Origin of the sequence: Flavobacterium sp. UBA7663 (assembly GCF_002483315.1) — a bacterium.
Classification (GTDB): domain Bacteria; phylum Bacteroidota; class Bacteroidia; order Flavobacteriales; family Flavobacteriaceae; genus Flavobacterium.
This window is the reverse complement of sequence record NZ_DLHR01000020.1, coordinates 223,041-242,977: the sequence shown is the minus strand read 5'-3', so window position 1 is coordinate 242,977 and position 19,937 is coordinate 223,041. Positions and strand designations below refer to the sequence as shown.

Genomic DNA, 19,937 nt, shown 5'->3' with positions numbered 1-19,937 from the left:
TTAATATTTAAATTAATATTACAAAGATGAAACCTAATGCTATCTCAAAACATTAAACTAGTTTAATAAATCAAAATGTAATTTTTTATTTTTTTAAAGCAATTTTCTTTCGAATATTACTTAAAAAAACATTAGTTATTCCTAAATAAGCAGCTACTTGTATATTAGAAAGACGTTGTATTAATTGTGGATATCTTTGTGCAAATTCTAAATATCTATCTTCCGCTGTTTTACTCAGATTATTTATCATTCTTCGTTGAAGCGCTACATGTGTTTTTTGAGTCATTACTCTGAATAATTTTTCAATTTTTGGTAGATTGGTGTAAGCAAATTCTTTATCTGTTTTGGAAATTACGAACACCTCACTATCTTCCAGAGCTTCAATAAAAAGTTGTGATGGTTTTTCATTTGTGAAACTATCAATATCAGTGATCCACCAATTTTCCATAGCAAAATAGAGTATTTGCTCATTACCATTTTTATCAATATGAAAAACTCGAAAAAGACCTTTAGTAACAAAACCTTCAAACTTACAGACTTCACCTTCTTTTAATAAAAAACTCTTTTTAGGTATTAACATTTGCTCGAATAAATTACAAAATGCTTCCACTTCATTTTCGGAAAGTGATATGTGTGCTGTAATATTATTTTTGAGAAGTTTAATCAAGGCTTTAAATTATTGAACATAAATATAATCATATTTGATAGTTAGTTGAAATTTTTTTTTCTGGATTTAAGTTTCTCTTTTTATTACGATATGATTTATCATAAAACTAAATTTTGGAACAATAACTTCAAATCATCTTTAAAAAAGTTCGAAGCACCTCCGCTTTGCTCCACAAAAAACCCTGTAAAGTATTGAATTTACAGGGTTTTTTATTTTAGTTGCCGTTTTTGTTACCGTTTAATTATAAGATTTTGTTATATCAATGTCATTGTAAATTCAATATCTTGAAGTTTTTAATCAATACTACAAGCCAAATGTTGATGAAAAAATTGATTTCATGCAATCAGTATTTATAGTATGGATAAATCATAATTTAGTATCGTAATGAAAATTTAATTCTTTTTATGATTTATTCTATAATAAACAACAAAATCTGAGAAAGAAGATATATAACCTTTTTTCTGTAAGATGCTTAATAAATTATAATTTAAAGTATTCTTTTCAATTTTTGCTTTAATTTTTTTGTTTGTAATTTGACTGTAATTACCCCCAAGACTCAATAGAAATGATTCAATAAATGAGAGACTATATTTTTGATAATTTTTATTAAAAATCAAGATACGCTCGTTAACGGAAACTAAACTATTGTTAAGAATTGAATTCAAAATTGTATCATTTACAACAAACGAATTATCATTTGAAATTAATAAACTTAATTGTTTTAATATATTATTATTTTGGATTATAATTCCCTCTGAACATCTCCCTAATATTATTAGTTTTTCTGAGTTTGTAATAATTTTTGATTTTAAAATCGATTCAACATCATAACTATCAAAAGTTAGTTGATCTAAAATTTTAAAATATTCTTTTTTCCTAGACTCGAGTAAATAAATATTTAATCCTTTGAAATTTTCTTTTAATACATTAAAACTTTTATCTGTGGGATTAATACAATTATTATCTATTAGCGATTTAATCTTGTTTTCAGATAAATTTTCAAATTCGAGACTATCATACCACCAAGGACTTGATTTTGTAATCAAACTATAATTCTCATCATTAATTTCATTAACTTGAATGAGTTTTCTCCAAAATTTTCCATAGATGTTAACACTGTTAACTTCTTTTGGAATCCTTTCCATTGATAATTCTTTAGCATTCTCAATTTCATTTATAAATTCAATTATTGAATCAGAAATTTCTTGATCCAAATTTTCTTCATTATCAGTTTCCTCATTTTCGATATATCTATTATTATACTCATATAATAAATTATCCCATCTGGGAACTATTTTATTATTTACTAATAATAGAGTATAAATATCTGAATCGTCTATTTTTTGCATCACTGAAATTTTTGTTTCTACTTTTTCAATGATTTTTGTTTTTAGTTCAATATCTAATTTTTCATCATTTAACAGATCAATTAATGCTTCTTCGTTTTCTTTAACATTATCCTCTAACTTTAAATATACCTCATTGACATATAGATTAATTTCTGAATTAATATAGTCAATTAAAGGTTGACAATTTGAACTCATAATCTCATAATAATTTGATGTTTCAAAATCATCAAAATTTATATTTTGTCCAAATGATTTAAGAATTAGAATAATGTTTTTACTATTTATTTTATAATGTCCATTTTGATAAATGAATTCATTCAATTTATATAAATTATCATTATTAAACTCTAAGCTATCAAATTTAACATCTAACTTAGTAATCAAGTCTTGAAGCTTATTTTTTAAGGTTATATCATAATCCTTACCATCTCCTTTTAGAATTATTTTGATAAAGTCAATGTTAGTTTCAAATGCTTCTTTTATTTTTTCTTTATTTTGATTAGCTAATATTGAATCAACTGTACAATAATCAATTATTAATCTTAAATAGATTAATTGTTTTTCATAACTGTAGTTAGAATAACAATATTCCCAAAACCTTATCCAATTATTAGATAATTTAGTAATAAAAACAGAAAGAGGTCTCTCTTCATTTTTAATATATTCATCTATAAACTGTATTGATTTTTCTTTTTCATTACTTAATAATCGAATAGTGGAATCATATTGTTCGGCATGTTTATTATAGTTATTTCCAAGGTAATCTAATAAATCAAAATTTAATATTACTTCTCTTTCAAAATAGATTTTATTAATTCTTTCTACTAAATTTTCAATTTTATCGCTTAATCTATAATTAAAATCTGTTGAATATCCTCCTTTAATATTTCTCTCAAAATTATAATCTTCCTTTGTTATAGATACTTCATGAAATAATGAAATGTAATCATTATAATTTTCATTGATGTAGCCATTTAAAATAAAATTCCTTAACAAACCATTATTTGAAAAGTCGTTTAAGAATTGATCAATATCAATTTCACAAAATACTCTTTTTAATTCCCAATTTTCAATTTCAGATTTATTTGATTGCAATTCTTCAATTTCGCTCTTTAATAAATTGATCTTATTATTATTTTTAAATCTTATTAATTCAGATCTTTTTAAATATGAATAATTAGGATTAACTTCATTTTCGATTTTATTAAAATTAAAAGAAAAGTTATTATTAGATTTAACATACATATTATAAGAACGGTGAAAAGAAAATTGTTCATAATCTAAATTACCATTAATTATAGCTTTAAACCCCTCTTCACTTATAAGTTCAATTAATACATCCTTATTAATCACTGCTTCAGATGGAAGCTTAGCCAAAACTTTATTAACATAAATACCTCTTAATTCTTCAATATCAGATATTGTGTGTTTTTCAATTTCGGTTATTAAAGAATTTTTAAGCAATATTTCAACATCTATCTTTTCAATAAATTCTTTAACATATTCTTTTTTATTATTAACTAATTCGTATAAATTGCCCTCTCTCTTATTAAGCTTATTAAAATCTTTAGGATCTATGTTTTTATAAGTTATCATTGCAAATAACTCATCATTTTTCTTAATAAACTCAGGTTTTAATGCTTTTCTATAAATTACAAATTCATGAAAGATATTTGTTAACAATCGCATATCTATATCATCGATAAAAATCGTTACATCAGAAATAAATTCTTTAGTAAAAATACTTTCATCTAAACCAGAGTTTCTAATTAATGTTTTTAGTTGATCATCTGCATTAGAAGAATTAATAAAAGGAATAACAGGTATAATGTATTCAAAGAATTTTACTCTCTCTTTTTTATCATCAAATAAATCGTCTCCAACCGCATAAACAAAATTAATTTCTCTGTTTATGAGTTTTGAATTATTTAAAAGAATATTTATTTCTCTAAGTTTTGTAAAGATATCAGTACTATCAAATCTATCTAAATCTTCTATTATTATAACATTATATTTTGTTCGTTCAAAGAAGTACAATATTTCTTCTAAATGTTCATTAAATACGGATTTATTTGCATTATCTCCTAACTCTAATTCTCCCTTAATGTTTACTTTATTAATTTTTGAGTTACTGAATAATTTGATAATCAACTTTGAAAATAAACCTAATCCACTAAATGCTATTGTAAATATTAATAGTGCAAAAAAATCGAAACTATCCTTGCTATCCCAGCTATTCGGATTAATTTTATCTAAATAATCGTATTTTAATAATAAAACTGAACTTGAAACCCACAGAATAAAACCGATTGAAATACACCATATCTTCCAATCAGGAATATTGATAATTCTTTTAAAACGAGATTCAGGAATTTCATCTGGTTTAACATGATAAAATATTTGTTGTAAAATACTAACCTCTAATAATCTTTCTAATTCTTCTTTTTGCAACTTTAATTCTACTGCTGTTAATGTATCATCCGTTTTTTTCTTATTAAATGATGCTAAAGAAATATTTAAGAACTCATATTGTGGGTTTAATTTTTTAAATGTAGCTAGAATTGTACTTTTTCCGGAACCATATTCACCCGTTAAAGCAATGTTATTAATCCCTTTTGAATCTATAGTTTCATTAAGCTTGTCTAAATAAGGTTGAACCTTATCTAAATCTTCTTTTTTAGTTAAAATTTTTGGCGCAAGTGAAGATATAGGAGATTCACTTTTTCCATCTTTACTCAATTTTATTTTATCCCAAGAAAAAATATGGTTTTTAATTTTAACTTTAATCACTTTATTTGTCTTTACAATTGTTAATTCTCCAAACATAACTAAAATAAAACACCCATACAACCCGTAAAAATACCTGATTTTCAAACCAGGTATTTTTACGGGGGTACCTTTGGGAGCTAAAGTAAATAATGGGTTTCAATAAATTTTACGGAAAACCGTAAACCATATTAATAAAAATAAATATTTTCAAAAATTAATTATTGAGCCAAATCAACAGACAACCAATAACTAAACTGTCTATATTTTGATCATTTATAAAATCAATTTACTTCATCTTTTTTTTAAATAGCAAAATATATTCGATTACAATTATGAGTTGATTAAAAATAATTATTTGCAAAATAACTTATTAACAATAATTACAATTAAATTGTTGATTACTATTTATTCAAACAAGACTAAAAAGTCTTTTTAATATCTAAATTTGCTCCATACCACAATAAAATTCTGCAATATGGACAAATTTGTAATCAAACGAAATGGCACGTATTTACCCTTTGAACCTTTCAAAATAGAAGAAGCCATTACAAAAGCTTTTGCCAGTGTAAGCGAAACTTTAAACCTAAAAGTTATTGAAACGGTGTTCCAATTGTTGTCTCATCAAGACACTTGGGCAGTAGAAGACATTCAAGATAAAATTGAAAAAACACTTTACGAATATGGACATTATGAAGTAATGCGTTCTTTTATGTTGTTCCGTCATACTCGAAAACTTCAACGCGAACACGTATTAGGCTTGAATGATGACACCACTTATGTTGACAGTACCCAAACCATAGAAGAATACACTAACCAAACCGATTGGCGCATCAATGCCAACGCTAATACTTCGTATTCCAACGCAGGTTTAGTGAATAATGTCGCAGGAAAGATAATTGCAAATTATTGGTTAGACAAAGTCTATTCTAAAGAAGAAGGCTACGCACATCGAAATGGCGATATTCACATTCACGACTTAGATTGCTTAACCGGTTATTGTGCGGGTTGGAGTTTACGTGTTTTATTAAATGAAGGTTTTAACGGTGTTCGTGGAAGAGTGGAAAGCAGACCACCTAATCATTTCAGAGAAGCATTAGGGCAAATGGCCAATTTTTTAGGAATTTTACAAAGCGAATGGGCAGGTGCTCAGGCTTTTAGTTCTTTTGATACCTATTTGGCTCCTTATGTTTTCAAAGATAATTTAGCGTATGAAGATGTTTTAAAAGCGATTCGAAGTTTCGTTTACAATTTGAATGTTCCAGCACGATGGGGACAATCGCCGTTTACGAATATTACTTTGGATTGGGTAGTTCCAGACGATTTAAAAGAGCAAATTCCAACACGAAACGAACAACATCTATTCAAGGGAATTAACAATGATGACTTTATACAAAGAGCACAAGAAAGAGGCGTTTCAGATGTAATTGAAATGCGTTACGAACATTTTCAAAAAGAAATGAATCTCATCAATAAAGCGTATTATACCGTTATGACTGAAGGCGATGCGCATGGACAACCCTTCACCTTCCCTATTCCAACGGTTAATATTACCGAAGAATTTGATTGGTACGGAGAAAACACAGATATTCTTTTCGAAAATACAGCTAAAATCGGTTCGTCTTATTTCCAGAATTTTATCGGAAGTCAATATACCTATGATGAAAACGGAAATAAAGTTGAAAATCCAAATGCCTATAAACCGAATGCCGTAAGAAGCATGTGCTGTCGTTTACAACTCGATTTACGTGAATTATTAAAAAGAGGTAACGGTTTATTCGGGAGTGCTGAAATGACGGGAAGTATTGGTGTCGTGACAATCAACATGGCAAGATTAGGTTATTTGAACAAAGGCAATAAAGCCAAATTATATTCCGATTTAGATCGTTTGTTAGAAATTTCGAAAGCTACATTAGAGAAAAAACGTGTTTTTATTCAGGAAATGTATGACAGAGGATTGTTTCCATATACTAAACGTTATTTGCCACATTTCAGAAATCACTTCTCCACAATTGGCGTAAACGGTATTAATGAAATGATTCAAAACTTCACCGATGGAAAAGAAGACATTGTTTCCGATTACGGAATGGTATTCGCAACCGAAATTTTAGAACAAATCCGAACCAAAATGAGAGCCTATCAAGAAGAAACAGGTAATTTATACAACTTAGAAGCGACTCCAGCAGAAGGCACTACATATCGTTTTGCCAAAGAAGATAAAAAACGCTATTACGATATTATTCAAGCGGGAGAAGGCGAAAATATTTACTATACAAATAGTTCGCAACTCCCTGTAGATTACACCGAAGATCCGTTTGAAGCTTTATTATTACAAGACAATTTACAATGTCAGTACACTGGCGGAACGGTCTTACACTTGTATATGAATGAAAAATTGAGTTCGGTAGAAGCGTGTCGCAATTTTGTTAAAAAAGTAATTACCAATTTCAAATTGCCTTACATCACGGTGACTCCTGTTTTTAGCGTTTGTCCTAAACATGGTTATTTGAATGGCGAACACGAATATTGTCCTAAATGCGATGAAGAATTATTAGCAACCTTAAAAACAACATCTTATGCAAACAAAAACGACTGAAGCCTTGCTTCAACACAACGAAAAGAGAACCAAATGTTTGGTTTACACACGAGTAATGGGCTATCACAGACCCGTAGAAAGTTTTAATATTGGAAAAAAAGGTGAACACAAACAACGTACCCATTTTAGAGAATGTAAATCTTGATTTTCTAAACAAAAAAGCCATTCATAGTTTTACACCCTTCACCCTATTAGATTATCCTGATAAATCGGCTTGTATCTTATGGTTTGCAGGGTGTAATATGAAATGTGATTATTGTTATAATCCAGAAATAGTTTTCGGGAAAGGCTTGTTTTACTTTTCTGAAATCTTTTCGTTTTTAAAAACCAGAAGAAATCTGTTAGATGCTGTTGTGCTTAGTGGTGGCGAATGTTTGATTCACAAAGACATTATTCCATTTATCAAATTAGTCAAAAGTTTAGGTTTTTTAATTAAAGTGGATACCAATGGAAGTCAGCCTAAAGTACTTGAAAAACTAATTAAAGAACAGCTTATTGATTATGTAGCTTTGGATTTTAAAGGCACCAAAGAGAAATTTTTTGCTATTACAAAATCGGATTTTTATTCACAATTCATTTCTTGCTTTGAATTACTTCAGAATAGTTCTATTCCGTTTGAAATTCGCACTACTTATCATTCTTCTCTATTAAATTCTGATGATATTGCTGCAATGCAAAATGTTTTATTGGAATTAGACTACGATAAAACCTATTACATTCAAAACTTTAGAAATTATCAAAACACCATTGCTCCACTCGCCGATTCGCAATCTATTTCGGAAAAGGATATTCATCAGAATATGACTAAAATCATATTTCGATGATTTAAAATCCCTAACTTTGTGTAAATTTTAAATATGTTTTCAAAAACCTGTGAATATGCTATACGAGCTACCATTTACATTGCCTCAGAATCGTCTGCTGGTAAACGTTGTGGTATTCGAGATATTGCCAGAAAAATTGAATCACCAGAACCTTTCACTGCTAAAATATTACAGCGTTTGGTAAAAGCGAACATCATAAATTCTATCAAAGGAAATGGAGGTGGTTTTGAAATTGAAAAAGCACAATTGAAACAAATAAAATTAGACCAGCTGGTAAAAGCTATAGACGGAAATGACTTATTTGACCGATGCAGTTTAGGACTTCACGATTGTTCAGACAAACAACCTTGTCCATTTCATCATAAATATAAGCCATTACGTGAAAATTTGAAGAAAACTCTTAGAGAGACTTCCCTTCTTGATTTAATTAGTGAATTCAATACTGGAGAGACTTTTCTTAAGCTTTAAAAAATTTACTTATATAGAAGATAAAAACATCCTTTAATGAAAACGATTACGGATTTAAAAGAAAAGATTCTTGCTCTAAAGAAAGAAAAAAATGCAGTTATTCTCGCCCATTATTATCAAGAAGAAGCTATTCAAGAAATAGCGGATATTGTAGGTGATAGTCTGGAATTATCAAGAAAAGCATCTCAAGTTGATGCTGATATTATTGTTTTTGCAGGTGTTTATTTCATGGCAGAAACAGCTAAAATTGTCAATCCTAATAAAAAAGTAATCGTTCCTGATGTAAAAGCAGGATGTTCACTTGCCGATGGATGTACACACGATGAATTCAAAGCCTTTTTAGAAAAATATCCAAATCATACCGTTGTAACATACATCAATTGCACAGCCGAAGTGAAAACTTTAACCGATATAGTTTGTACTTCTTCCAATGCTAAAAAAGTGATTGCTTCCATTCCAGAAGACCAACCCATTGTGTTTGCTCCCGATAAAAATTTAGGCAAATATTTAATCGCACAAACTGGAAGAGATATGGTTTTATGGGAAGGCTCTTGCATTGTTCACGAAGCGTTTTCCTTAGAAAAATTAATCGACTTATATAAAAAACATCCAACCGCTACCATCATTGCTCATCCTGAATCGGAAACGCATATTTTAAAAGTAGCACACTACATTGGTTCCACTTCGGGAATGCTGAATCATGTAAAAACTAGTTCGAATGACACTTTTATCGTAGCCACAGAAGCGGGAATTTTACACCAAATGCAATTGGATAATCCAACCAAAACATTAATTCCAGCGCCTTCAAAAGAAGACAATACGTGTGCGTGCAGTGAGTGTGCGTTTATGAAAGTCAACACCTTAGAAAAACTCTATCAATGTTTACAAGATGAAAGTCCAGAAGTACATTTGGATAACGAAATCATCGAAAAAGCTTTACTTCCTATTCAAAGAATGTTAGCGCTAAACTAAAACATCATGCAAAATTTAGAAACAGATATATTAATAGTAGGCACAGGATTAGCAGGATTATCTCTAGCGAAATATCTCAGTGAACAAAATCCAAACCTACAAATCACCTTACTTAGCAAAACTTCCATTGACGAGTGCAATACCTATTACGCTCAAGGCGGAATTGCCGTAGTACACGACTTTATCAAAGACAGTTACCAACAACATATTCAAGACACCTTACTTGCAGGAAAAGGCATTTGCGATAAAAAAGTAGTCGAACATGTGATTACAGAAGCTCCTGCCCGATTGCAAGAATTGATTCAATGGGGCGTGGAATTAGATAAGAATAATTCAGGCGAATTGGATTTAGGATTAGAAGGCGGCCATTCTCAAAATCGTATTGTACATCACAAAGACAAAACAGGATTAGAAATTGAAACCAAGTTGATTCAAGTCGTTCAAAATTTGGCGAATGTTACCATAAGAACTTCTTTTTTTGCCACAGATGTTTTGCTAGATGATCAAAAATGCATCGGAATCATTGGATTTGATGAAAAAAGTGAAGTGACTTCCATCGTAGCAAAAGCAACTGTTTTAGCAACTGGTGGATCGGGACAAGTGTTTAGCGTTACTTCTAATCCGTTTGTTTCTACTGGAGATGGTGTGGCGATGGCATATCGAGCGGGCGCTAAATTGGAAAAAATGAAACATATTCAATTTCATCCCACAGCACTTTACGAACCTAATAAAAGTCAGGCGTTCTTAATTACCGAAGCGATTCGAGGATTTGGAGCTCATATTTTAAATCATAAAATGGAGCGTTTTGTTTTCGAATATCATCCTGATGGTGAATTAGCAACTCGAGATATTGTTTCGAAAGCCATTTCTGACGAAATGAAGAAAGAACATTCTAAACACGTTTGGCTCGACGTAAGACATTTACCGTTAGAAACGTTTAAAACAAAATTTCCAAAGGTTTACAACTATTGCTTTGAAAACGGAATTGATGTTTCCAAAGATTTAATTCCGATAACTCCTGCAGCGCATTATCAATGTGGCGGAATTGTGGTGAATGAAATGGGAGCTACTTCTATCAAACAATTGTTCGCCATCGGAGAATGTTCGCACACGGGACTTCATGGCTCGAACCGATTGGCTTCTAATTCACTATTGGAAGCGATTGTTTATGCGCATGATTCGGCTAATCATTTGATTTCTCTAATGGATACTATTAAAATGAATAAGGTTGAAATTATCCCTATTCGTTATAAAAACATTCATCATGACGAAGTTTTGCAATTTAAAAACCAACTGCAACATTTCATGAAATACGATTCGTTATATGCCAATACCAAAAACACTGAAAAAGTATTTGAAATGGTAACTGAAATGAGCAAACGATTCAAAATGAAATTTAAAAAATACGATTCGCATCCATTTTTATGTGAAACGTACAATTTAATTCAAACGGCTGAAATTATTTTAAAAGATAGTTTACCCAAAAGATATCGAGTAAAATCTGTCAAAAAAGAAAAAACTACTTCATAATGCTGAACCTTTTTGCCCATCCGAGACGCATTTTTTTCGTTCTTTTCCTTTGTTTCATTGGATTTAGCATTTGGATTTATGCTATTCCCCTTTTTAGTCCAACTAAATATTCTGAAAAAGAACTTCAAATAGTAGGCGAAGGACGATTGGTTTGGCAGAAATACAACTGTCATACGTGTCATCAATTGTATGGTTTAGGCGGTTATTTGGGTCCTGATTTAACCAATGTGTATTCTAGAACTGCCAACAATGAAGCGTATATAAAAGGCATAATAAAATCAGGTGTAAAACAAATGCCTGCCTTTGAAATATCGGAAGAGGAAATGAACGCGCTTTTGCAATTTTTAAAAAATGTAGATCAATCGGGAACATCTAATCCACAAGATTATCAGCCTGAAATACTAGGAACTTTTAGCTTAGAAAAGAAATGAGAAATATTGGAATTTGGCTCATCAGAATCGCCTTGTTATTATTGTTAGCAGGACTTTTTTTTGGACATTTAGCTTCTGAAAGCTACAGAATAACCGAACCAAAATCGGGTGTAATGGGATTTTTGTCGCTTCGACCACTTCATGTGAGTAGCGCCTATTTGGGCATCATAACAGCGGGCTTAGGTTTTTTAACTTTAATCATTCAGAAAAAAAGAACTTCACAGTTTGGTACCTTTCTACAATACCTTCATTTTACGCTTTGGATAATTGCTTTAACTGGGATTTTCTACAGTTACTTTACAGGTGATTTTGGAGGAAGAGAATATTGGGAATTCAATCCAGTGTGGGCTTTGCCTATTTTTATCTCTTTCATTGTCTTCTTGATTTTCTATATTCATCAAATTGGATTTAAAGTAAAATGGCCTGTATATTATTGGATGTGGCTAACCGGATTGGTATTCTTCATTTTTACTTTCATTGAAAATTATTTGTGGATTTTTCCTTATTTCAGAGAGCATTTTATTGCCGATATGACCATTCAGTGGAAAGTAAATGGTTCGCTAGTAGGTGCTATAAATCAAATCATTTATGGTGTTGCATTTTACTTGATGGAAAAAATTAGTGGCGACGAAAAATCGTCCTACCAAAAACTATCATTTGCGATGTATTTTTTAGGAATGTTTAATTTGATGTTCAATTGGGGACATCATATTTACTTGCTTCCAACCGAAAAATTCATTCATTACATTGCCTATGCCGTGAGTATGACTGAATGGATTATCTTGATTCGAATTTTTTATAAATGGAGCAAACAAATAAAGGAAAACAAGCAGTTTTATTATTTCTTTCCTTACCGATTTTTAATGGCTGCTGATTATTGGGTAACCATAAACTTATCACTTGCGCTATTTATGTCAATTCCCGCGATTAACTTGTTCACACACGGAACACACATTACAGTGGCTCATGCGATGGGAACCACCATTGGAATTAACACCATGATTATCATTGCTGCTGCCTTTTATTTCATAAAACCTACTTTTAATAACAGTAAATGGAAACAATTTGGTACCATTACCTTTTGGGTAGTACAAGGTACACTCTTCCTTTTTCTGAGTTCATTGATTGGGATGGGAATTCATCGTGCGATTTGGCAAGCAGGATTAACTTCGGAAAGCTTTAGTAAAATGAGTAGTTCTAGTGAAAATTGGGTTTTACTATTTATTATATTTGGAACTATTTTATTTTTAAGTATGGGAACTTTTATCGTGTATTTGTTTGTCAAATCTTGGAAAAAAAACAAATTCGATTTTCCTTATTAAAGAATGTTTAATTGAAAAAGTGATGATAAAAATCATCCTATTAATACTAATTACATTGTATATTTGGCACTTAATTTTATAATTAACAACCGATTATGTTTTCAAAATCATGTAATTATGCTATAAGAGCTACCATATTTATTGCCAAACATTCTTTAGAAGAAAAAAAAGTAGGTTTTGTAGATATTTCAAAAGAAATTGATTCACCACAAGCTTTTACGGCCAAAATTCTACAAATATTGGTTAGAGCTGGAGTCATTGATTCTGTTAAAGGTGTTAATGGCGGATTTTATATTCCAAAAAAACGGATTGCTACAACTTTTTTAGTTGAAATTGTTAACGCAATTGATGGTGATGCAGTTTTTCATGGTTGTGGATTAGGTTTATCACAATGTTCAGAAACGCATCCTTGTCCAGTACATGATAAATTTAAAAGTATAAGAAATGAACTGGCTCACATGTTAGAAACCACTAATTTAGAAGAATTAGCTTTAGGCATCAAATCAGGGGAAACTTTCTTAAAGTCGTTGTGATTTGTAAAACCAATTCTTCTAAAAAGCAGTAAATTTTAAAACTGAAACATCAAATTTATAAAGATATTTCGTCCCATTCTTGGAAGATTTTTCCAATCGGTGTAGGTAGTATAATTGGAATCGAAAACGTTTTCAACACCCGTGTTGAGTACTAATTTAGCTTTATCAAAAGTAAATTTGTAACCAAAGTTAGTGTTTAATATCACATAATCAGGCGTTTTGTCTTCTCCATAAAAAGTATTGTATTCGGTTTGTGTGGCATTCCCTTTTAAAATTATTTCAGAGGTAAATTTTCCTGGTCTAAATCCTAAAGAAGTCATGTAGTTAAACGGACTCATAAAAGGCAATCCTTTGCTTTCATTGTCCTTTCCTAAGTTATACACCAATTGTCCTTTCCAAATCCAATCATCTGAAAATTGATAACTAACTGTAAAATCGGAAGAAAAAATAGTAGCAAAATCTAAAGCGGTATATACTTTAATTCCATTGGCGCCAATAGTCATAGGCGCTACCGAAGCATCCGGAATTCCGATGATATAATCGTAAATATGAAAATAGGAAGCCGAAATTTTAGTTTGCCATTGTGCTTTTTTGTAGCCAATAGTCGCATTTCCTTCTAACGATTTTTCATTTTTTAAATTTGGATTCCCAATATAATCAAATCCGTCAAAACTATTGAACAGATAAAACCCATAACCTTCCGAAACCGATGGAGCGCGTTCGCCATACCCCATTCCAAATCCATACGAAATCCCGTCTTTGTTATAGAAATAATTAGTCGAAATACTTTTTAGGAATCGAGAATTTGAAGCTTCCATTTCAGGATAGAAAATCTGTAAACTTTGTAAGCCAAAATCACTTGCTACATTGTTATTATGAAATCCCAAATTCGTAGTTAATTTCAAATTAGAATGGCAATTGATTTCGTAATTATCTTCCAAATAAATTCCAGAATACAACGTGCGAACATCAGGCCAAGTGTACATGAACATCAAGTTTTCGTTTGGATCGGATGGATACATCGTCATTTCGGCAACGGAACGATTATAAAACGAATTCAAATTGCCTAAAAATTGATGTTTTTTATATTTTCCATTGATTTTTGAATAAAAACCATAGGTATCACTCCAACCTGGCATGTCCATGTGAATATGGACATCAGGACGTTTGGTGTCGTCCATGGTGTGCGTAATTGTATTGAAATAGAGTTTGGTTTCCCAATTATCGATTTGCTCTGAATTAGGTTTATAATTGTATTTCAACGAAGTAATTAAAGCTTCCGCCAAAGAAACATCCATTGGTAATGCAGGATAACCAACATCGGTAGCTCTATCAAAAATTACTGAAGCTTCAATGTTTTTATTAGGAGACAATCGATAACCAGAAGTGGCCGATAAATTCAATTTTCTGAACTGTGAAAAATGAATTTCTTTATCATTTCCTGCTTTATAATTTTCGGCATCGCGATACATTACATCAGTATCTACATAAAACAAACTATCGGCATAATTGATTGCTGAACCAATGATTTTTTGATGGTTATTCGTTTCATAACCTGAGTTGACGAAGAATTCCCAACCTGCATTGGTAAATTGGCGTTGGCTTCTTTTTAAATCTATTGAACCACCAATCGTATTTCCATGACAACTTCCTTGTTGTCCTGATGAAATCGTAGCTTCTGATAAATTAGATACTTCAACATACGAAGTTACTGGGTCCATTTTATCAGTACAGGCGCCAAAGATTCGCATTCCGTCAATAGTTATAATAGTGCGTTCGGATGCCATACCATTAATAATAGGTTCCCAGGCATAAGCACCTCTTTTAATTAAATCTACTTTGGTTGATTTTTGCAAAAATTCGTCTAAAGTAGCGAGTGTTTTTCCTTGTTTTTCATGCAATGGTGCTTTTGTTCCCACCACCAAAACTTCTTTAAGTTCTTTGGTTTTTAGAGAATCTAATTCCTGACTGAATGAAAAATAAAAGGAAAATGACAGAAAAAATACTACTAATTTTTTCATGATAAGTATTTTTTAAAAAAGGTCATTACTAAAAGAGATAATGACCTTTTTTAGATGAGATTATTAGAATTCAATTTCAAAGAAAATACTACTAGCAGTAACGGTTTCTGTTATTTCTTCTCCTTTTAAAACAGTTCCTTCTGCATTTGCTAATTGTAGGTTTATTTTCCAATACCCCGTCATAGTCAACGATAATTTTCCATCGTATAATCCACCAGTAGTAGCTTGTGTAGCATGAACGTTATTTGGAGAAGTATGATTTCCCATACTGGGCATTCTTGGGTCGATTTTTACAGTATAACCATCCACAACTGGGAAAGTCATCATATTTTGCATTTTCCAAACACCAACTTGCATGTTATTAATTGCAACTTTTGGGGTATTCGGTTCAATTAAAGCTACTAAGTATTTTGTACCATCCGAACCCATAAATGTATTTACTTTACGTTTTGCAGAAGCTGGTACATCAATAACTTCAGTTATAGTGTAAGTTACTTCATCAATTGTGTAATCAATTTTTAAATCCCAATATTCTGTTTCATTTTGAGCCATTTGAAACATAATATAACCACTATATAAAGTACCTTTTTCGGTTACTTTTTCTACTGCTGAATATGGGCATGAATGCGACATAGAAGTCATGTGCATTAATGGTGCCCAACTTACCTCTGCATTTTTGATGTATTTATCTGTTGTATTGTCTTTAATTCTTAGGCTAATTTCATTGTATCCTTGCTCTAAACTTCCCATTTGAGAATACAATTCAATCGTATGAATATCGTTTGTAATTTCTTTTATTTTAGTGATTCCGTCTAATTCATTTACTGTAGTTTCATCATCATTTGAACAAGACACAAAAGTGAAGGCGATAGCAAAAATAGCTACTAAATATTTTATTGAAGTTTTCATTTTATTTTTAATTAAAGTGTATTATAATTGTATCCGAAATCTATTTTCAGACAAATTATGACATAAGTTGAGTGGGTTAATTCATTGTAAGAACTAACAAAAACCAATATTTAATTAAGAAATAAATGTAGGCGGATGAAAGAAGGCACAATCATTCAAGTGAAAGTATAAGTTAGAATAATTGTTACCAATAGAAGTTTTATTTAAAAAATAAATTTGTCTAATCTCAATAGGTTTAATTTCTAGAAAAAATACAATTTCAGTTTGCTCGAAAGTTATTTTTTTATCAGAAGAATTATCAGAATTACCTTCTGAAGCTTTTGCTAATTCTTTTGTTAAATGACACTTCCCATTACATTTTAGTTCAGGTTTCAATTTATTTTCACAAAGTTCATTAACAATATAATCATAATTAACCACGTATTCTAAAACCGGAAGTATTGGCTTTAAAAACATTAAAAAGGTTAGTATGACTAGTAATTGCTTCATGGTACAAATTTAAATGAAATAAATAAGGGTTTAATATGATTTCAGTCATATTTTGTTTAATTTTATTGAGATTAATTTGTGCTTTATCTAAAATAACTGAAGCCTATAACATCCCCCTTATGCAGATAGACTTAGATTTATTATTTACTTGGGGCGCTATTGCCAAAGAGTATAAGAAAAACGAAATTATTTTCCATGAAGAGGAATCGGCAAATTTTTACTATCAAATCATTGATGGTTGCGTAAGAATGTTTAATTCAAACGAAGAAGGTAAAGAATTTACTCAGGGCTACTTTAAATGTGGTCAGAGTTTTGGAGAACCTCCTTTATTTATTGATGAAGTTTATCCATCAACAGCGATAGCTTTTAAAGATTCTAAGCTAATTAAAATTTCGAAAGAGAAGTTTTTAAGGATTTTAGAGGAATATCCATTTATTCAGAAACAGTTCTTGAATCTGATGGCCGAACGAATTCACACTAAAGCTAGAACTACAAAAGACATTGTAAATCAAAAACCTGAATTTAGAATCATTGCGTTTTTAAATGCACATAAAAATCCAAATTGTCCTAAAAAAGAATTGGTTGAATTTACAAGACAAGAAATCGCCAACTTTACTGGTTTACGTGTTGAAACTGTGATTAGAGAACTTTCAAAATTGAGTAAAACAAATAAAGTGGAAATTATTAATCATAAATTATATTACTAATGCTGTTTAAAACATCATTTTGGATCCGATTTTCAATATTTAATCTACTTTTAGTAGCTCTTCTTGGTCTTTTAATGCGCTATAAAATAGGTTTCGAATTTCCACTACTTGATCAAAAAAGTTTACAACATTCGCATTCTCATTTTGCCTTTGCTGGTTGGGTTAGTCATACTTTGATGACCTTACTTATTTCGTTTCTACAAAAATATGACCTTAAGAATAAAATCATTTTTAAAAAATATAATTCTATTTTAATTGGGAATTTAATTTGTTCTTATGTGATGCTATTCTCATTTATTATTCAAGGATATGGCACCGTTTCAATAACTTTTTCTACCCTTTCAATTTTTGTTTCTTATTGGTTTGCTTATGTATTTTTTAAAGATTGCAAACAAATTGAAACGGAATCTATTGCTGTAAAATGGTTTAAAGCAGCTTTATTTTTTAATGTAATTTCTTCTTTAGGTACTTTTGCATTGGCTTTTATGATGGCCACCAAAAACATCCATCAGAATGAATATTTGGCTTCCATTTATTATTATTTACATTTTCAATATAACGGTTGGTTTTTCTTTGCTTGTATGGGATTACTATTGGATTATTTAAAAATCACAACTAGTTCAAATCGTATTTATTCTCAATCGTTTATACTTTTATTTTGGTCATGTATTGCGGGTTATTTTTTATCAACGCTTTGGTTAAATTTACCTCTTTGGATTTATATTATAACTGCCATTTCTGCTGTTGTTCAAGTAATTATTTGGTATTTATTATTCAAAACTATTATTAAAGAGAACAAATCCATCTTTGTTAATCTTCCAGGATACTTAAAATATTTAATTATTTTTATCAGTTTGGCTTTAAGCGTAAAATTTTTATTGCAATTAGGTTCAACTATCCCTGCAGTAAGTGAATTAGCTTTTGGTTTTCGACCAATTGTGATTGCTTATTTGCATTTGATTTTATTAGCTATTATTTCGCTATTTCTTCTATTTTACGTTTATGCAAATAATTTTGTAGTAATAAATAAAAAAACCATTTTAGGACTGATTTTATTTAGTCTTGGAGTTATTTTAAATGAAGTAGTTTTAGGAATTCAAGGGGTTGCATCATTAAGCTACACTTTAATCCCTTTCATAAACGAGAGTTTATTTGGGATTGCCCTACTTCTTTTTACAAGTATTTTATGGACAACTTTTTATTCAAAAAAAAGATAAAAAAGTATTTTTTATGATTCAACTCATAAAATAATATTCAGATAATCAAGTACTTTGTGTATATAATTTTTTACACATTGTACATTATGAAAAATTCCATTAAAACTTTATTATTAGCCAGTTTACTAATTACATTTGGTTGTAAACAAGGCGAAGAAACAACTTCAGAATCTACATCTGAAACAACTGAAGTACCATCTGGCGGACAGGAAAATGTGGTTGATGCTACATCAAATCCAAATATTGTACAAGTTGCATCTGGAAGTAAAGATCACACCACATTAGTAACAGCAGTTAAAGCGGCTGGATTGGTAACTTCTCTCAGTAACGCTGGACCTTTTACTGTCTTTGCTCCTACTAATGCAGCATTTGATAAATTACCTGCTGGAACCGTTGAAGGGTTATTAAAACCAGAGAAAAAAGGTGATTTACAAAATATATTAGGTTATCATACTTATGTAGGCTCACTTAAAACAGAATATATGCAAGATGGTCAAGAATTTGATATGGTATATGGTGGGAAAGTAAAAATTACCAAACAAGGAGAAAAAACGTTTGTTAATGGATCTGAAATTGTTGCTACAATTGAAACATCAAATGGTATCATACATGTAATTGGTGACGTTTTACTTCCAAAATAAGAAACAATTATTAATTCATCTTTTTTATAAAGGTAAAAAGCGTAGACTTTACTAGTTTACGCTTTTTGTTTATATGCTTGCTATGATAATTATTAATAAAGATATATTAACTTAATGTTTTATACATGATTACATTGGCAATATTGAGTGCTCTCTCTTTAATTTCTGTTGCTTTTTCGCCTTCAAATAACGTATCAACGGTAGCGGTAAACAAGTGTACCCAATGTTCGAAATGTTCGGGTCTCATAGGACATTTACTATGTAAATCCTTATGTACTTGCATTGGACTTCCGCTATAATTTCCGGTGTAAAAAAGTATGTTTTCCCAAAAATCGTACATTTTAGGTAAGTGTTCATCCCAATTTACTTTAGCAATTTCAGTAAACAGAAATCCTATTACCGAATCGGTTTTAATAGTATCGTAAAAAGTATTTACTAAAAGTTCAATATCTTTTCTATTTCTTATATCTGTTTTCATTATTGCAATTTGATTTA

Annotated in this window: 18 protein-coding genes; 12 read left to right on the top strand and 6 right to left on the bottom strand. The window is 30.3% G+C overall.

The window, feature by feature from the left end; translation table 11 throughout:
• Positions 1–85 precede the first annotated feature (85 nt).
• Together B2741_RS10245 and B2741_RS10240 are read right to left on the bottom strand one after the other, a co-directional pair.
• Positions 86–667 (bottom strand): Crp/Fnr family transcriptional regulator, encoded by a 582-nt coding sequence (locus tag B2741_RS10245; RefSeq protein WP_291138516.1) that lies wholly within the window; start codon positions 665–667, stop codon positions 86–88.
• 392 nt (positions 668–1,059) lie between these two features.
• Entirely contained in the window at positions 1,060–4,842 is a 3,783-nt protein-coding gene (locus B2741_RS10240) for a hypothetical protein (RefSeq protein ID WP_291138513.1), read from the bottom strand.
• Between the two features lie 418 nt (positions 4,843–5,260).
• On the opposite strand from B2741_RS10240, the gene B2741_RS10235 reads away from it, so the two are divergent.
• The 9 genes from B2741_RS10235 to B2741_RS10195 all read left to right on the top strand — a co-directional run bounded on the left by B2741_RS10235 (position 5,261) and on the right by B2741_RS10195 (position 13,458).
• Positions 5,261–7,378 (top strand): ribonucleoside triphosphate reductase, encoded by a 2,118-nt coding sequence (locus tag B2741_RS10235; RefSeq protein ID WP_291138510.1) that lies wholly within the window; start codon positions 5,261–5,263, stop codon positions 7,376–7,378.
• Positions 7,359–7,523: an anaerobic ribonucleoside-triphosphate reductase gene (gene nrdD / locus B2741_RS10230; protein ID WP_291138507.1), complete on the top strand. Its 165-nt coding sequence runs from the start codon at positions 7,359–7,361 to the stop codon at positions 7,521–7,523. Before B2741_RS10235 ends, nrdD begins: the two co-directional genes overlap by 20 nt.
• Complete coding sequence (locus B2741_RS10225; protein WP_291138504.1) at positions 7,480–8,202, top strand: anaerobic ribonucleoside-triphosphate reductase activating protein; 723 nt, start codon at positions 7,480–7,482, stop codon at positions 8,200–8,202. The genes nrdD and B2741_RS10225 overlap by 44 nt, the downstream gene beginning before the upstream one ends.
• Before the next feature lie 33 nt (positions 8,203–8,235).
• The gene (locus tag B2741_RS10220; protein ID WP_166236733.1) at positions 8,236–8,670 is read left to right on the top strand and encodes an RrF2 family transcriptional regulator; all 435 of its coding nucleotides are present in this window, start codon (positions 8,236–8,238) and stop codon (positions 8,668–8,670) included.
• A 36-nt stretch (positions 8,671–8,706) separates the two neighbouring features.
• Positions 8,707–9,642 carry a quinolinate synthase NadA gene (gene nadA / locus B2741_RS10215; protein ID WP_291138499.1) on the top strand — a complete coding sequence of 312 codons (936 nt, stop codon included), beginning with the start codon at positions 8,707–8,709 and terminating at the stop codon, positions 9,640–9,642.
• A 6-nt stretch (positions 9,643–9,648) separates the two neighbouring features.
• Positions 9,649–11,172 carry an L-aspartate oxidase gene (nadB, locus tag B2741_RS10210; RefSeq protein WP_291138496.1) on the top strand — a complete coding sequence of 508 codons (1,524 nt, stop codon included), beginning with the start codon at positions 9,649–9,651 and terminating at the stop codon, positions 11,170–11,172.
• Positions 11,172–11,603: a c-type cytochrome gene (locus B2741_RS10205; RefSeq protein ID WP_291138493.1), complete on the top strand. Its 432-nt coding sequence runs from the start codon at positions 11,172–11,174 to the stop codon at positions 11,601–11,603. Before nadB ends, B2741_RS10205 begins: the two co-directional genes overlap by 1 nt.
• Positions 11,600–12,925: a cbb3-type cytochrome c oxidase subunit I gene (locus tag B2741_RS10200; RefSeq protein ID WP_291138490.1), complete on the top strand. Its 1,326-nt coding sequence runs from the start codon at positions 11,600–11,602 to the stop codon at positions 12,923–12,925. Before B2741_RS10205 ends, B2741_RS10200 begins: the two co-directional genes overlap by 4 nt.
• A gap of 95 nt (positions 12,926–13,020) precedes the next feature.
• Positions 13,021–13,458, top strand: coding sequence for an RrF2 family transcriptional regulator (locus B2741_RS10195; protein WP_291138487.1), 438 nt, complete (start codon positions 13,021–13,023; stop codon positions 13,456–13,458).
• 35 nt (positions 13,459–13,493) lie between these two features.
• Here the strand turns inward: B2741_RS10195 and B2741_RS10190 are convergent, their stop codons facing one another.
• From B2741_RS10190 to B2741_RS10180, 3 genes are all read right to left on the bottom strand, one after another.
• Positions 13,494–15,479 (bottom strand): TonB-dependent receptor plug domain-containing protein, encoded by a 1,986-nt coding sequence (locus tag B2741_RS10190; RefSeq protein WP_291138484.1) that lies wholly within the window; start codon positions 15,477–15,479, stop codon positions 13,494–13,496.
• Between the two features lie 63 nt (positions 15,480–15,542).
• Complete coding sequence (locus B2741_RS10185; protein ID WP_291138481.1) at positions 15,543–16,388, bottom strand: hypothetical protein; 846 nt, start codon at positions 16,386–16,388, stop codon at positions 15,543–15,545.
• Between the two features lie 114 nt (positions 16,389–16,502).
• Positions 16,503–16,877 (bottom strand): hypothetical protein, encoded by a 375-nt coding sequence (locus B2741_RS10180; protein ID WP_291138479.1) that lies wholly within the window; start codon positions 16,875–16,877, stop codon positions 16,503–16,505.
• A gap of 119 nt (positions 16,878–16,996) precedes the next feature.
• On the opposite strand from B2741_RS10180, the gene B2741_RS10175 reads away from it, so the two are divergent.
• The 3 genes from B2741_RS10175 (at position 16,997) to B2741_RS10165 (ending at position 19,442) form a co-directional block, all read left to right on the top strand.
• Positions 16,997–17,584, top strand: coding sequence for a Crp/Fnr family transcriptional regulator (locus B2741_RS10175; protein WP_291138476.1), 588 nt, complete (start codon positions 16,997–16,999; stop codon positions 17,582–17,584).
• Positions 17,584–18,801: a hypothetical protein gene (locus B2741_RS10170; RefSeq protein WP_291138473.1), complete on the top strand. Its 1,218-nt coding sequence runs from the start codon at positions 17,584–17,586 to the stop codon at positions 18,799–18,801. The genes B2741_RS10175 and B2741_RS10170 overlap by 1 nt, the downstream gene beginning before the upstream one ends.
• An 86-nt stretch (positions 18,802–18,887) precedes the next feature.
• On the top strand, positions 18,888–19,442 hold the full coding sequence (locus tag B2741_RS10165) for a fasciclin domain-containing protein (RefSeq protein WP_291138470.1): 555 nt from the start codon (positions 18,888–18,890) through the stop codon (positions 19,440–19,442).
• A gap of 106 nt (positions 19,443–19,548) precedes the next feature.
• Here the strand turns inward: B2741_RS10165 and B2741_RS10160 are convergent, their stop codons facing one another.
• Positions 19,549–19,920: a group III truncated hemoglobin gene (locus B2741_RS10160; RefSeq protein WP_291138468.1), complete on the bottom strand. Its 372-nt coding sequence runs from the start codon at positions 19,918–19,920 to the stop codon at positions 19,549–19,551.
• Positions 19,921–19,937 lie beyond the last annotated feature (17 nt).